The following is a 16,127-nucleotide window of genomic DNA, read 5'->3' on the forward strand; positions in this document are numbered from 1 at the left end:
TCGCTCTCACGGAAAAGTCATGGACGTACGAAAGCATATGCCTCTCGCCCTGCTGTTGACCCCGACAGGAACCCATACTGCAGCATGGCGTCACCCCGACGCACCTCTTAACGATTCAGCCAACTTTGAATACTTCAGGAAGATTGCTGAATCAGCTGAACGCTCCTTTTACGATCTGCTGTTCATCGCAGACTCATTATTTATGAGCCACGGCGAGCGTGGCGGAGAACGTCGCTACCCACGCCACCCTCACCTCGAACTGGAACCACTCAGTCTTCTTTCGGCCCTGTCAGTGGTGACGAAAAACATTGGACTTGCAGCAACCGTTTCCACAACCTATTCGTTTCCGTACGCTACCGCTCGTGCATTCGCCTCACTAGACCATTTAAGCGGTGGCCGCGCAGGATGGAACCTCGTTACCTCGCAGTCCGACCTCGAGGCGCAGAATTACGGCCTCGATGCTCACTTGCAGCACTCTGATCGGTACGCTCGTGCTGCCGAATACGTCGAGATAGTTCAGCAGTTGTGGGATAGCTGGGAAGAAGACGCTCTTGTTGGGGACAAAGAATCGGGAATTGCCATCGATTCGACCAAACTGCACGCGCTAAACCATAAGGGCCAGTATTACTCTGTCAAAGGACCGTTAAACGTGTCACGTCCGCCACAGGGACGACCCGTGATCATTCAAGCAGGATCCTCGAATACCGGGCAAGACCTTGCAGCCAGGACCGCCGACATTGTTTTTACAGCGCAAACTGACAAAAAAGGGGCTCAACTCTTCTATCGCTCAATCAAGGACCGTCTCGCCGCGCATGGCAGGACGCCAGAATCACTGATGGTCATGCCAGGCGTGTATGCGGTCGTCGGAGAGACCGATGCTGAAGCACAGGCGAAGTTTGCACAGTTGCAAGATCTGATCCACCCTGAGGTCGGACGTGAACTTCTCGCAAAGCTGCTCGGCAAGGAAGAGTTCTCGAATATCGATGTGGACAAGCCTTTGCCGATGCTCACGGACGTGAACACGTCGAAAAGCCGACTTGAAATGATCCAAGCGATGGGAGCCGACGGTACCCTGACTGTCCGCGAACTCTACCAACGCCTCGCTCCCGCACGGGGGCATTTAACACTGGTTGGGTCTGCGGAGCGCGTTGCAGAGACCCTCATTGAATGGCGTAACGATGGCGCGGCCGACGGCTTTATGCTCATCCCAGGTGTCATGCCACAGTCGGTCGATGATTTTGACAGACTTGTTCTTCCGATTCTTCGAGACCGCGGCGTCGCACGACGCGCTTATGATGGAAAAACGCTCCGCGAGCGTCTCGGACTGCCGAGGCCAGCGAACAGTTTTATCACGGTGCATAGCCCTTCAGCCACCGTACAGCCGGAACCAAGCCCCCACAGCTAGCATCTAGAACTGTGGATACGCCTTCGAACTCTCTCAGGTATCGACCGAAAAGATGAAAGAGGAACTGGAAAGCGCTTTTCGAAGCGCCATGAGGCAGTACGCCGCCTCAGTTAATATCGTCACCTGCTGTACCCATGGAACCTGGTACGGCATGACTGCGACAGCAATCACATCTCTATGTGCGGACCCACCCTCCCTGCTTTTGTGCATCAACCGTGACAACAACTTTCATGCCGCCATTTCCGAGGCATCGGAATTCTGCGTGAACCTGCTAGCCACCCAGCATCAAGAGATATCCGTAGCGTTCAGCCGTACAGTGACAAATCCTCTGGAGAAATTCTCCACTGGCAGATGGAATTGTGACTCTGATGGGATCCCGTATCTCGCAGATTCGCCAGTGAATATATTCTGCGACATTGCGTCGAACTTCTCTTTCGGCACGCACGATATCGTCGTCGGCACTTGCAAGCGCATCCTCGGAAGCGAACACACTGGAAAATCATCCCCTCTTTTATACACGAACGGGCAATACACTTCCGTTTCCGAGGTACCGTAAATAGTCAGGAACTCGCTGTCGCCCGTCGCGACGCAATGCGGTGGCTTTGACATACTCCGAAAGCGGCGCGCGGTTGCCTGCTAGCGCACAACCCCCTCCGCGTCCTTCTACACGTACCGTTTCGCAGTCAAAATCCGGCTCCATTTTAGGCCAGCTCTCACTACCGTCAAAGAAGCGCGGTCTGAAGGATATGCCGGGCGCTAAAATCGATAGCTACAACATATCAAAAACTTCTTTTCTTAAAAACTTCACGGTATGTTTGCTATGTCTTTTGGCGGAAGAACTTTTTTCCGCTAAATCCGCCGCCTCCCGGCGGCGGTGCCGTGCCTTCGGCACGTGATCCCCAGCCAGGCGACAAGAACTGCTACATCGTTCGAGCTTCCCATCGGCGCCCGCGAATGACCACGATACGAGTATGTGACGGAGCGCCCAAAAAAAATCCCGGGCCAGAAGCTTGGCCCGGGAATGTCGCACCGCACTAACTGCAACGTCACCGAGGGACATTAACATCCACGGCAACGCGTCATATCAGGAATCCTTCGGCGACTCATGGTCATTTCCCAACCAATACGGATCTGACGACACGCCCACACCCATTGGATGTGTTTCGCGTGTATAGAAACGGATGCGTCGACGATCTGGGTCTTCGAGGACAAGAACCCAACCGACGAGTCCAGTAAGCACTGGCGAGTGGGACACGCCAACGCTTTCGAAATGAGCCTCCCACGCCTTCAACTCGTCGTGCGTGTCTACGGTCAACGTCACGTGGTCACGCCCAGCTTCGCTGGCGGCCTGTTCTGGCGAAAGTCTGAGCTCGAGATGCGTTCCAAGCCCATCTACCTCGAGGATGTACGCGAATAAAACACCATCCGGTCGCCGATGATCGAATTTTTCGATTCGACGTGCGCCCAGCGATTTTTCGTAAAAGGCCAAACTGCGGTCAAGATCAGAAACGGCGAATTTTAGGTGATGAATCCCGTTAATGCGGGGCAGGGTCATGGCGATTCCTTTGTATTGAGAGCCGTATTGGCTGATGAGAAGATCTGAGTCTTTGTGCCGTTCTCCTCCGTGCCCCGGACTTTCAAGGTCAGAAACAGGCCGGCGCTCACAACCAGTAGAGCGACTGAGCCGTAGATGGCGAACTGGTAAGATCCGGTCCTATCATGCAGGACCGCATACCCGAGTCCGCCCGCCGCCATGCCCGTATAGAAGAACGCGCCGAGCCAGCCGTAGATAACGCCATACCGGCGCAGGCCGAAGCAGGCGGCAATAAAAAATGACAGCAGATCAAGCTCCGCACCGATAGCGAAGCCGAACAGCAATACACCGATAATCGCGCCCGCTGTCCCGGGTCGCCCTATCCACATCGCTGCACCGAGCGCCGCCAACATCAAAACAGCGGCTGCCACTTGCTTCGGATGTCCGAGGTCCAGTGTTCGGCCGACAATTACTCGGCTAATCAATACGGCAGCTGCCAATACCGAAAGCAGCTCGGCTGCGCGTTGAGGCGAGAATCCTTTTTCGATCAACAGGGACTGGAATTGCGAGACCATACCTATGGTTGCAGCGCTGACGAGAAAGATCGCCACCCCCAAACACCAGAAGGCGGACGTGCCCGCAGCCTGTAATGCACTGAGGCCGCCTTCCTCAAGGCAGCTACGGCCCGGATCCGCCTTTCGATTCCCGATACAAACGAGAGCGACAACCGTGCCGCCCAATGTCAAAAGAGCCATTAGGCTATATCCCGCTCTCCAGCCTCCAGCCGACAAGGTATGGTATAGCACGGCGGGCAAAACCATGCCCGCGCCAGCTATCCCGACCAACGCACAAGCCAGCGCAGCGCCCCTGCCAGCCTGAAATCGGGCTGCAATCTGCCGCGTATAGGTGATCGGACCTGTACCGGCACCCAAGACGTTGAGCAGTAGAATGAGAATGTAGAATTGTAGCAAGGCACCTGTCATGAATGACAGGCCGAGATAGCATGCTGTTATAGCTAGTGCCGATGCCAAGGCGACGCGACGCACTCCGATTCGATCAAGTACCAACCCGAAGATCGGGAGAACTGCAGCAGTTAGAGGCAGCGCGATCAGAGACGCCGTCGCGGCAGCCCTTGACCAGTTGAACTCGTGCTCTAACGCACGAAAGAAGAGGCTCGACACAGGCGTATAAGCACCGATGCCACAGCCAAGACCAATCCCAGCGCCGACGATATCGCGCCATCCTTCGCGCAGTTCACTTTTGAAAGTAGTCATGGCCAAACGATGAATATTTGCCGCTGTTATGGGTAGGGCCCCGTCTGACAATTTAGTTTAGAAAGTCCTGCGTGACGAATCCTGCACCATCCGCAAGACCTTCAGCATAATGACGTGATACGCCAATTGCGCCTAGCCGGACCCAATATCAGTATCCTCTGGCCTCCTACGATCTCCAATCACACGATCCTGTGACAACCGGTTTCGTGGAATTGTTGCCAGCACGTTTGGGCCGTCATTGAAGCCCCCCCGTAGCCGCTCGGCCCGTCAGCTACGCGCCGGTGTACCGACCGGGTCGGTGATTGAGTGCGATGACGAGATTCAAAACAATGGCACCCATGACGGAGCCCGCAAGAATCAGCGGCTTTACGATGAAGCACGACGCCATGAGAATCATCACGTCGACTACCATCTGAATCTTCCCTGCGCGAAAGCCGTACGCCTCTTGAAAAAAAAGGGCGACGAAGTTTACGCCGCCAAGACACGCCTGATGCCGAAAAAGAACGACGAAGCCAGTCCCCATCATCACGCCACCCAGCGCCGCCGAGTAAGGAAGATTGACCTTGCTGTAATGGACTAGCTGTGGTTGGACTATAGTAAAGATTGAAACTAGGGATGAGGCAACAAGGGACTTTCGCCTGAAGCGACGATCCATGTTACGAAATGCAAAAACGCAGAAGGGAAGATTGACCAGAAAGAAAACTGGGCCGAACGGGGCACCTGTGAGGTAATGGATCAGAAACGTGATTCCGGCCGTTCCACCGGTCAGCAGTCCCACGTACCCGTAGAGACCGATTCCGGTGGAAACCAGCATCGAACCGATCACCAAGGCCAGTGCATCTTCGTAAAAAAGGTGACGACTCGGAGCCGACGAGTTCTGTGACTGCCGTGGCATAGGGGATCGCATCGCAATCAGCGAATTAACTGAAACGCGAAGAGCGCAGAGTTATTCTCAAAATTCCCATCAGCCTTCCGGTTTCGTGAGTGCTTTCCGACATCCATATGGAATTTCCAACACAGAAAATCGAACCGCCCTTACTATCGCAGGGCTGGTCCCCATCCCTAGCGTATACCGTGCCCGGCAACAGAGCACCGACCAGATTACTGTGCTAACCAGAACTCGTGTACGCCGAACCGGCACGCACAACGCGCATGTGCTCTTTCTTTATTGAATAGGACGCACTGTCAGGTCGTTCTTGACAGAATTGACGCCAGGGACTTTAGCCGCAACTTCGGCAGCGAGATCACCCTGAGATTGGTCAACAACAGATCCTTCGAGCACCACCACCCCGCTTCGAGCCTTGACAGTGACAGCAGTGATAGTTAGACCTTTTGTTTTCGCAAGTGCCTTTCGAACGCTGCGCTGCAGTGCGCGATCCGCTGCCTTCACCGCTTTCGTACTACTCGCCGTCGCAGGTCCAGAAGAAAATGACTCCCCTCCTTGAGCCTGCGAGTTCAGAGAGGCTAATGCAACCGCTGCGAACACAATTGCGCCACTCCATCTGATCTTGATCATACCCCCCCCCGTTCACCTCAACGTTGGCGACGCCCGCGAAACGCTGCGTACCGTCGCGATTAAGAGCCGCCCTTCGCGTTCAGATCGACCCGGACATTATCAGAAGAATGTACGGATGCCAACACGTACGGCAACGTCGTTTCCATTACTAGATGCTGGTATCGCGAGAAATGCAGCTCGGGCGCCGCCGCTGGCGTTCTGATATGCGGCACTCAGATAAACATCCGTGCGTTTTGACAAGGAATAGTCGAGAATCGCGCTAACATTGCGCCACGTGGCTGGGGACATCCGCGTGTATGAAAATCCCGCACTGCCTGACAAAGCGGGCGTGAACTGAAAGACTTCGCTAAGCTCATAGGACCGCATGGTGACAGAACTTTTTGAATCATCAATCGTGGTCGCTGTGAACAGAGCTCGCGTCGAAGACGGGCCGAAGGTTACACTGGCAGCCGCTTCGATATTCTGCATGTTTTCGGCCACAAACGCCCCAGCCGGAAATGAAGGGCCGAGCGAGGCTGCAATTTGGGCAGGAGGATTGAGCGGCATGTCGTGCACGTTGTTATATGCAAACGCAACGCTGAAGATTCCGCCGGTGTATCGCGCTCCGGCCGCGACCGCCCGACCATTGCTGGCACTTGCGGGTTGGCCACCGAATGCATACAACACACCTACGCTCAAGCCCCCGATTGGGTCCACCGTGTACTTCACTGCATTGTTGATGCGAAGGGACCCGGCCAGGTGATCATAGTCTCCGGGATGAAATCCAAAGGCGCCAATTCGCGAGCCCATCGAGAACAGAGTGACGTAGTCCCAAACGAAATCATATTGGCGGCCTAGTGTTAATGAGCCAAATTTCGAATTGGATAGTCCGACAAAGGCTTGACGTCCGAAGATCAATCCGGGTTGCGAGAATGCCCCGGTATTCAGCGAAAAACCATTTTCGAGTGTAAAGATCGCCCGTGTCCCGCCGCCAATGTCTTCACTACCGCGAAAGCCAAAACGACCCGGTTGGATAATGCCGTCATTCGCCAGAAAATCACTCTTTCCGCCTGCGTTCGACACATAAGTCAAACCGGAGTCAATCAGGCCATACAAGGTTACTGAGCTTTGCGCTTCAGCAAGCTGTGAGAGGCTAAACAGCGAGATGGACAAAGCGATCATCGAGAGCTTGCGATGCATAGACGTCGTCTCCAAACCATATTTCAAGTTTTATTTTGATTTGGCGCAACAAGCTATTGGGCAGCGCCTAGCCCAGCAATGTGGCCGTCTCGCGGCCTTCTTCATCGCGAAAAGCTTTATCGCACCTCTGCGGCCACTTCTACATTTAGCGTGCCAATTCCCTCAATCGAGGCGGCTATGCGATCCCCTTGCTTTAAAAAAGCGCCGTATGAGACTCCGGAGCCAGCGGGCGAGCCCGTGAGCACAATGTCCCCTGGCTCTAACGTGATGAACTGGCTAATAAGGCTCAACTGCTCCTCAATTCGGTACAGCATTTCGGCAGTGGAAGCGTCCTGTCGGGGTTCACCATTGACGAATAACTGAAGTCGCAATTGGTGCGGATCGGGAACGAAGCGCGCGGGTCGGATAATCGGCCCAAGCGGACACATGGTGTCTTGGCATTTTCCCCGCATCAGATCCACCTTAAGTGGGGAGTCGGGCTGCTGGATCCAGTCTCTTGCGCTCATATCCAGACCAACGGAGTACCCAGCAATTGCCGCCTTTGCTTGCTCCTGACTGGCATCGCTAAGCCGCCTTCCGACAACGACCGCAAGTTCGATTTCCCAGTCGAGCTGACGAGTCCGCGACTGGATTCTCACTGTCTTACCCGGGCCTACCAAGGTGGTGGTCGGTGGCTTAAAGAAGAACGGCAAGGGGTCCCAGCGGGACACCGGCAATCCCATTTCTTCCAGATGACTTGCGTAATTTGCGCCGACGGCGATAACCTTGTTGGGGTATAGCAGCGGCACACCAAGCGTTACCTGGTCAGCGCTACGCCCGAGAGCAGCGACTTCGGGGTCCTCTACGCACCTCTCCGCAACCTTTGCGAGTAGCTCAATATTCGCAAACCAATCTGAAAACAGAGCCTTAACATCAATGGAAGGCACCTCGACACCGTGCTGCACCAAGGCGTCGAATGCCCAGTATGTCTCGCCGATTGCGAGCGCACCTACCGGATCAGGGGTAAGCACCGTAGCAATTCCAAAATTCATTGCTTGAGTCCATTGGGGGGTTGGCCGCCGCTCGCGGCATTCTCATGGACCCATTATCCGAACTGACTCAATTCACCGAAATCACATGGATATGTGACAGCGCTTCGAGCCGCACACTCTGAAGCGGCCCCAACGCGAACCTTTAGCCCGGGAGCTCTACGGTATCTTTTGAGATGTGGAATGTGACCCTCGTCAATCCAGCAAAGCCGGTGATTCCTATCGCCGGTCCGAAAACTTCATCGGAGGGCACCACGGTGGGAAGTGACGCAATGTCACCTAGCGTCACTCCGACTCACCGGAGAGCAAGCATCTGCTGATTGAACCCCACTGCCGCCTCCTTTTCCTTCGGGGCATAGGCGTCGGAACGCAGGGGTTTGCAACAGTGACGGTTAAGTCCGCACAAACGTGACCATCGCGTTTAAAAGCGAGTTCGACACCCGGCAACTATGTGGAGATATCGGATGTGACTCTTGTCAATTGGCGAGACGGCGGCAAACTGGGCGTGGCGGTGGCGACACTGCGTTGCTGGCATCGACAGGGGCTGTTAGTGCCGTTCGGCCGGACTGTCGGCGGATATCGACGATACCAGCGCGACACGGTGCACGCCGCCTTGGGCGCCGAGCCGGCTGCCACCGGCAAGACCGTCCGCTACGCCGGTGTTTCCTCGCACGACAAGGCCGAACAGCTAAAAGCGCAGGCTGCCAGGCTGGAACACCACTGCATCGACGCTAGTTTCACAGATATCGAGATCATTTCGGACCTGGGTAGCGGACTGAACTATCGAAAGAAGGGGCTGCGCCGACTGCTCACTGGCATTCTCCGTGGACATGTGGCGCGTCTCGTGCTGGTCACGAAAGACCGGCTGCTGCGCTTCGGCAGCGAGCTGCTCTTTCGCGTCTGCGAGTCCTTTCACGTCGGGGTCGTCGTTCTCGACGCGGTCCCGGATGCCAGCGGCGAGCAGCAGCTGACCGAAGATCTGGTTGAAGTCCTGACGGTCTTTTCTTCACGCCTGTATGGCGCGCGCAGCCCCAGGAACCTGCGGGCGCTGGCGGCCTGATGCAGGCGACGATCCAGACCCGGCTGCAACTGCCGCAGGTCGACGTACTGCTGGTCGACCGGCTGGGCGAGCTGTACGGCTCAATGAAGCGCAAGCTGTACGCCCGCATGGCTGCCGACGGCGGCAAGGCAAAATCCCACAAGACTGCAGATAGCGACGGATCGCCTGCGTCTGAAGCCGCAGCGCTAAGCGAAGCTGCGCCTCACGGCGCACCAGAATGGCATCCGGCTGATGCGGCCCAGGGCGAAGCTCGCGCGTATCGGCCAGCGACTCGAGGCCAACGTACCCGGCATCTGCTTCGGCACGCGCAAGCTGTTCAGGCAACAGCACCATCTGGACCTTGCAGGCTTCGAGAGCAATGACACGTGGCTGCATCGGTGGCAGGCAAGCCGCTCGCACCAAGTGTTCTTCGTCGGTTCGAAGGACGAGACGGCCGGCAACCAGCTCTGTCAGCTTTCGAAGACGGGCGACGGGACGTATGCGCTGAAGATCCGCGCCCCCGACCGGCTGCCCGCGTCCGGCGATGGGAAGTACTTCGTCATCGACAATGTCGCGTTTGCCTACGACCATGAGGCGCTCGATGTGGCATTGGAAGCTGGCACTGCGCTGAGCCGGCGACTGCACCGCGATGAGCGCGGATGGCGCGCGTTTGTGTCGTTCAATCACAAGCCAGCCGAACGCGTCACACTCGACACCGAGTACGGCGCTATCGGAGTCGACTTCAACGTGGATCACCTCGCCGTGACGGAGACTGACCCATTCGGCAACCTGCTGCGAACGAAGCGCTTGCCACTCTTGCGAGAGCACGCCAGTTCCGGTCAGCGCGGCGCGGTGCTGTCGGATGCGTTGACCGAGGTGGTGCGCTGGGCGAGGCGCGCTCGCAAGCCGGTTGTCGCGGAGGATCTGGACTTCACGGCGAAGAAGAAAGCCGTGGCGCACCTCAGCCCGAAGGGAGCGAGGGCGCTCTCGGGGCTGCTCTACGCGAAATGCCGGCAACTGCTCGAGGCGAAGTGCTTTCGTGCAGGTGTCGAACTGATCAGGATTGACCCGGCCTACACGTCGACCATCGGTGCCGTGAAGTACGCATCGAGACGGGGCTGGAGGGTGCATGCTGCTGCGGCGGGCGTCATCGCCCAACGTGGGCAGACGTTGACCGAGCGTCTGCCGCGCGCCGGCACGGTAATCCGTGCTCCGGTGCGAGGTGGCCATCACGCCCTCGCGCCACCTGCAAGGAAAAGCGGAGATTCGCGTGTGGTTGCCTGGCGCAGCGTTCATGCAGCGTATAGGGGTGTGGTGCGCGAGCTGTGGCTCGCCACTCGGGGCGGCAAGCCGCCCCGGAGTGCGAACGGCACACATGGTGGCGGCGCTCGCGCCGCTCCCCTCAGCAGGGACAACCGTTTGCCCTGCGCAAGCAAACTGTGTGAGCAGATTTGTGCATACTAGAATGAACGGTCGGGGGGAGTGGACAATGACCATCGCGAATTATCAGATCATTGAACGGATCTGCGAGACGGCGGACTCGGGCCTCTTTCGCGCGCACCGCTTAACAGACGGGGTTCCGGTGCTGTTAAGACTCCCGCTGGAGCGCACCGACGTAGGTCGGTCCGCTCGATTCCAACATGAATACCTGCTCCTTCGATCGTTGACCGTTGCGGGCATCGCCAAACCCCTCGCGCTAGTCAACGAAGGCGGTCACCTGGCGCTGGTCCTCGAGAATTTCGCAGGTGAATCGCTCGAGACCATGTTGGGTCGTGTGCCGCGCATAAATGTGCCCCTTTGCCTGCAAATTTGCCGCAGTTTGGCAGATGCACTGGTGGGAACAACTACCGCGCAGATTATCCATCGAGATATCCGGCCTTCTAATATTCTGGTCGATCCAAATACGGGCCGCGTTTTGCTGGTGGACCTCAGCCTCGCGACCACTCAGGAACATAACGCTAACTCGCCAGAGGAGAGTTCAATTTCCGTTGGTGATTGGGCGTACGTGGCGCCCGAGCAAACCGGCCGCATGAATCGTACAGTGGATTATGGGGCCGACTTCTATTCGACAGGCGTCTTGCTCTATCGGATGCTTACTGGTCAGTTGCCCTTCTGGGCCAACGATCCGCTGGAATGGACGCATTGCCATATCGCCCGCATGCCCACTCCGCCAAATGAAGTCGTACCCGACGTGCCGCAGTCTGTGTCCGACATCGTAATGAAACTGTTGGCCAAGTTACCGGAAGAACGCTACCAAAGTGCTTATGGTTTGCGTGCTGACCTTGACCGGTGCTTAGAGCAACAACGCACATCTGGCTGCATCCAACCTTTCCCGCTCGGCACAGACGATATATCTGAACGCGTCCAGATTCCCCACATATTGTATGGGCGCGGGCCCGAAGTCGAACGGCTGCTCGGCGCCTTCGACCATATGGTGGAAACAGGCCAGGCATCGCTGGCGACTGTTTCCGGATACTCAGGCGTCGGCAAGTCCTCCGTGGTCGATGCGTTGCGCAAGCCGATTGTCGAGAAGCATAGCTATTTCATTACTGGAAAGTTCGATCAGTATCAGCGTGACGTTCCCTATGCCATCCTCACCCAGGCGTTTGGCGAACTGCTACGGCAACTGCTAGCGGAAAGCGAGGTGCGCATAGCAGGTTGGCGGCAACGGATCCAGGGGGCTGTCGGAGTCAATGGACGACTTATCGTCGACGTACTGCCTCAAGTTGAATTGATTATCGGGCCGCAGCCGCCTGTTTCACCCTTGCCGCCAGCAGAAGCCCAGAACCGTTTCCAGATGGTATTCCGACAGTTCGTAACGGCGTTCACGAGCGAAGAACGTCCGCTGGTCGTGTTTCTTGACGATCTGCAGTGGATCGATGCAGCCAGCCTGACACTCGTCGAACACCTGCTCACTCACCCGGACGTCCGCTATCTATTGCTCATCGGCGCCTACCGCGACAACGAAGTCAGCGACTCCCACCCATTGATGGACAGCTTACGGGCGATCCGCAACAGCGGCTCACCGGTGACGGACCTCAGGCTTGTACCGCTGTCGCTACCGCATCTGACCCAATTGGTGGCCGATACCCTGCACGCGACGGCCTATTTTTGCGAGCCGCTTGCACGGCTGATCCGCGAACGCACTGAAGGCAATCCCTTCTTCTTCATCCAGTTCCTGCACGCGCTGCATCGGGAGGGATTGCTATGGCAGGACATGCAACACCGCTCCTGGCATTGGGATCTGAGTCAAATCAAGGCAATGGACTTCGCCGACAACGTCGTCGACTTGATGGTAGGAAAGTTACGTCGACTGCCGACTCCAGCGCAGAAAGTCCTCCAACTGGCCGCTTGCCTCGGCAACACGTTTGATTTGCACCATCTCACACTGGCCACCAGTCCCTTAGAGGACCAAGCTTGGCAGCGTATGAGTGAGACCGAAGTCGAGCAAGGCCTTGCGGCGGCGGTGCGCGAAAACCTGACCGTACGCACCGGCGACACCGGCAAGTTTCTGCATGATCGCATCCAGCAAGCTGCCTATTTTCTGATTCCCGAAGTTGAAAGGCCCGAAGTCCACCTTTACCTCGGCCGTGCGCTGTTGGCCAGCATGACGACTCATGAGCTCGGCGAGCATGTTTTCGATGTCGCGAACCAGTTCAATCGAGGAGCTGCACGGCTCGTGGATCGTGATGAAAAGGCGGAGGTGGCGGCGATTAACCTGCGTGCTGGGGGCAGGGCCAAGACCTCGGCAGCATATGCGTCGGCGCGCCTGTATTTCGCAGCCGGTATGGCTCTCCTTGACGAGACGTATTGGGCCGGACATTACGAATTGATGTTCAAGTTGCGGCTGGAATGCGCCGAATGCGATTTCCTAACCGGTGAACTCGGCTGCGCAGAGGACCTGCTAGCGGAATTACTTCAGCGCGGAAAATCGAAGGTCGACGTGGCAGCCGTCTATGATCTGCAGGTACTTCTCCACATTGTCCAGTCCGAGAACACACAAGCAGTCGACAGCGCGTTAGAGTGCCTGAAGTTATTCGGTATTGACATTCCTGCACACCCTACCTGGGAACAGGTTCAGGCCGAATACGAGACATTTTCTCGAAATCTAGAGGGCCGTACAATCGAGGACCTGATAGACCTTCCGTTGATGGAGGATCCGGAACTGCAGGCCGCGACGCGTCTGTTGTGTACACTCTCGAATTCTGCCTATGTCACCGACCGCAATCTATTTTGCCTGGAACTGTGTCGCACGCTGAATCTCAGCATCTCACACGGCGTGAACGGCGCCTCAGCGCATGCCTGCGGCTATTTCGGATTCACCCTCGGGCCAGCTTTTCAGCGTTATCCGGAGGGTTTTCGTCTCGCCAAGCTCGGATGCGACCTAGTGGAAAAGCACGACTTTCTCGCGTATCGAGCGAAAGTTCAGGATGCAACTGCGATCGCCGCGTTTTGGACGCATCCCCTGGAGACGTCGATTGACTTCATCCGCGCGACCCTCCGCACCGCAACCGGGACAGGAGACTTAACCTACGCGTGCTATGGCATGCTGCACATCATCATGCTCCTCCTCATGCGCAACGATCCGCTAGATTCGGTGTGGCGTGAATCGGAAATCGCCCGAGACTTCGTTCACAAAAGCAAGTTCGGTGACATTGAAGAAATCATCATCCCTCAGCAGCGCTTCATCGCTGCTATGCAGGGCCGCACCGTCGCGGTCGATAGTTTCTCCGACGCGGAGTTCGACGAAGCGGAGTTTGAATCTCAGGTCCTCGAGCGCGGCCTAATGCCCACAAAGATCTGCTGGTACTGGATCGCAAAGGCGAAGGCGCGGTTCGTCGCCAGCGACTACACCGAGGCACTTGTGGCAGCCGACCACGCGAATGCCCTGCTCTGGTCCTCCACCGCCCATTTTCCTCTGTTCGATTACTACTTCTATACGGCACTCATTCTTGCTTCGCTCTACAACAAAGTCTCTGCCGCCGCGCGCGATGGCTGGCGCGACCGTCTGGCGGTACACGAGGAGCAACTGCGCGAGTGGGCCGAGCAATGTCCTTCGAGTTTTGCCGATAAGCATGCCCTGGTATCGGCCGAAGTCGCCCGAGTGGATGGACGAAACACCGATGCCATGCGTCTGTACGATGAGGCCATTCGACTGGCGCGCGAAAACGGCTTCGTCCAGAACGAAGGCACGGCGCATGAGCTGGCGGCGGAATTTTACCGGGTCTGCGAAGCCACCACCGCCGCCCGCGCCCATCTCGAAGAAGCGCGCAGCTGCTTTGCGCGCTGGGGTGCCCACGCAAAGGTGGCGCAACTTGATGCGCGAATGTCGCCGTTGAGCAAGGATACAACGGCATGCTCTACCACTTTGCCTGGCAACCTCGCACAATTGGATCTGCTCTCGGTCACTAAGGCCTCACAAGCCATCTCGAGTCCGATCATTTTGGAGGATCTAGTCGATACGCTGATGCGCATCGTGCTCGAAAGTGCCGGTGCGCAGTCGGGACAGTTGCTGCTCGCACGCAACGAAACCCTGGTTCTCGCAGCCGAAGCGAGCTCGGACCAAGAGGCGATTCATGTGCGGCGGCGCCTGCAACAGGCAGTCCCAGCAGCATCACCGCCGGGACCTGCGATGACCGCACCAGAAGTGCCAAGTTCAATCGTGCACTACGTCCGGCGCAGCCAGGAGCGGGTGCTATTGGACGACGCGACGCAACTGAATCCGTATTCGGCAGACGAGTATTTGGTCCGCCGCTCGCCAAAGTCGGTGCTGTGCCTACCGCTTATGCGCCGCACCGACTTGATAGGCATGTTGTATCTCGAGAACAACCTTGCCACCCACGCGTTCACGCCCGAACGCGTGACGGTTCTTGAACTATTGGCTTCGCAAGCCGCGATTACTCTGGAAAACGCGTTCCTGTATCGAGATATTGCTGAACGCGAAGCAAAGATCCGGCGGCTCGTCGATGCAAATATCGTCGGTATATTTATTTGGGATCTTGAAGGTCAAATACTCGAGGCCAATGACGCATTTCTCCGCATTGTGGGTTACGACCGAGAGGACTTCGTGTCAGGAGATATGCGCTGGACGACTCTGACTCCGCCCGAGTGGCTTGAGCGCGATATCCAGGAGCGAGTCCCAGAACTCAAGGTGACGGGAACGTTAAAGCCATTCGAAAAGGTCTTTTGCAGAAAGGACGGAAGCCGCGTGCCAGTTTTACTCGGCGCGGCGATGTTTGAAGATAGCGCAAACCAAGGTGTCGCTTTCGTGCTTGATTTGACTGAAGCCAAGCGAGCCGAGGCGGAACTCGCCGAGCAGCGGGCTGCCGCCAAGCAAGCGGAGGACCAATTGCAAGCATTGCAGGCTGAACTGGCCCGCGTGGCCCGAGTTACAACTCTTGGTGAACTAAGTGCATCCATCGCCCACGAAGTAGGTCAGCCACTGTGTGCCATCGTTACTTGCGGTGAGGCATGTTTGCAATGGCTTAGTCACAGTACGCCTCAGTTGGAAAGAGTACGTGCGTGTGTGGAACATATGATTGTCGATGGCGAGCGCGCAAGTGAAATCGTCCGGCGCATTAGAGCACTCACCAAAGGGGCGGCCCCGCAAAAGACGCGAGTGGAGATTAACGACGTGGTCAACGATGTCGCGTCCCTAGTTCAGCGCGAAATTCTGAGTCAACGCGTTGCATTGCTACTTCAGCTCGCCCCCCAATTGCCTCCGGTCCTTGGAGATCGGGTCCAGCTTCAGCAAGTTCTCATCAATCTGGTCATCAACGGCATCCAGGCCATGGCCGACATCGGTGACGGACCTCGCGAATTACGCATCGAATCACGCATAGGCGAAGCCGGGCAAGTGGTAATCTCGATAGAGGATTCTGGGACGGGTATTGATCCGGAAAACACAAACCGGCTGTTCGACACATTTTTCACGACCAAACCTGACGGCATGGGCATGGGATTGCCAATCTGCCGTTCAATCATCGAAGCCCATGGAGGGCGCGTGTGGGCATCCAATAGAATCGGACGCGGCGCCGTTTTTCTATTCAGCCTACCTCCGCTTGTAGACAGCGAATTGTGACGGGCGTGTTGGGTTCCTTCCTACTCACAATTCATCACGATGCACCATTCGTGACCAGTCGATACGCGAGT

At 56.8% G+C, this 16,127-nt stretch carries 10 protein-coding genes and 1 pseudogene; 5 read left to right on the forward strand and 6 right to left on the reverse strand.

What is annotated here, in order from left to right:
• The first annotated feature begins 19 nt into the window (after nucleotides 1-19).
• Nucleotides 20-1,405, forward strand: a complete 1,386-nt coding sequence (locus E1956_RS42040) for an LLM class flavin-dependent oxidoreductase (protein ID WP_134759344.1) — start codon at nucleotides 20-22, stop codon at nucleotides 1,403-1,405.
• 52 nt (nucleotides 1,406-1,457) lie between these two features.
• Nucleotides 1,458-1,961, forward strand: a complete 504-nt coding sequence (locus E1956_RS42045; RefSeq protein WP_134759346.1) for a flavin reductase family protein — start codon at nucleotides 1,458-1,460, stop codon at nucleotides 1,959-1,961.
• A 528-nt stretch (nucleotides 1,962-2,489) separates the two neighbouring features.
• On the opposite strand, the gene E1956_RS42050 is transcribed toward E1956_RS42045, so the two are convergent.
• The 6 genes from E1956_RS42050 to E1956_RS42075 all read right to left on the reverse strand — a co-directional run bounded on the left by E1956_RS42050 (nucleotide 2,490) and on the right by E1956_RS42075 (nucleotide 7,939).
• The gene (locus E1956_RS42050; protein WP_134759348.1) at nucleotides 2,490-2,960 is read right to left on the reverse strand and encodes a VOC family protein; all 471 of its coding nucleotides are present in this window, start codon (nucleotides 2,958-2,960) and stop codon (nucleotides 2,490-2,492) included.
• Entirely contained in the window at nucleotides 2,957-4,213 is a 1,257-nt protein-coding gene (locus E1956_RS42055; protein ID WP_134759350.1) for an MFS transporter, read from the reverse strand. The genes E1956_RS42050 and E1956_RS42055 overlap by 4 nt, the downstream gene beginning before the upstream one ends.
• A gap of 271 nt (nucleotides 4,214-4,484) precedes the next feature.
• On the reverse strand, nucleotides 4,485-5,120 hold the full coding sequence (locus E1956_RS42060; protein WP_335930032.1) for a YitT family protein: 636 nt from the start codon (nucleotides 5,118-5,120) through the stop codon (nucleotides 4,485-4,487).
• Nucleotides 5,121-5,378: 258 nt separating this feature from the next.
• A complete protein-coding gene (locus tag E1956_RS42065; RefSeq protein WP_134759354.1) occupies nucleotides 5,379-5,729 on the reverse strand; it encodes a BON domain-containing protein in 351 nt (116 codons plus the stop codon).
• Nucleotides 5,730-5,828: 99 nt separating this feature from the next.
• A complete protein-coding gene (locus E1956_RS42070) occupies nucleotides 5,829-6,908 on the reverse strand; it encodes a porin (RefSeq protein ID WP_134759356.1) in 1,080 nt (359 codons plus the stop codon).
• A gap of 116 nt (nucleotides 6,909-7,024) precedes the next feature.
• Nucleotides 7,025-7,939, reverse strand: coding sequence for a fumarylacetoacetate hydrolase family protein (locus E1956_RS42075; protein ID WP_134759358.1), 915 nt, complete (start codon nucleotides 7,937-7,939; stop codon nucleotides 7,025-7,027).
• Between the two features lie 470 nt (nucleotides 7,940-8,409).
• Between E1956_RS42075 and E1956_RS42080 the strand changes: the two are divergent.
• From E1956_RS42080 to E1956_RS42090, 3 genes and pseudogenes are all read left to right on the forward strand, one after another.
• Nucleotides 8,410-8,996, forward strand: a pseudogene (locus tag E1956_RS42080) (IS607 family transposase).
• A gap of 231 nt (nucleotides 8,997-9,227) precedes the next feature.
• Nucleotides 9,228-10,439, forward strand: coding sequence for a transposase (locus tag E1956_RS42085; protein WP_232072279.1), 1,212 nt, complete (start codon nucleotides 9,228-9,230; stop codon nucleotides 10,437-10,439).
• A 25-nt stretch (nucleotides 10,440-10,464) separates the two neighbouring features.
• Nucleotides 10,465-16,056 carry a trifunctional serine/threonine-protein kinase/ATP-binding protein/sensor histidine kinase gene (locus E1956_RS42090; protein ID WP_167760302.1) on the forward strand — a complete coding sequence of 1,864 codons (5,592 nt, stop codon included), beginning with the start codon at nucleotides 10,465-10,467 and terminating at the stop codon, nucleotides 16,054-16,056.
• The last annotated feature ends 71 nt before the right edge of the window (nucleotides 16,057-16,127 follow it).

The sequence above is a fragment of the Paraburkholderia pallida genome (genome assembly GCF_004524855.1).
In the GTDB taxonomy this organism is placed as follows: Bacteria; Pseudomonadota; Gammaproteobacteria; order Burkholderiales; family Burkholderiaceae; genus Paraburkholderia; species Paraburkholderia oxyphila.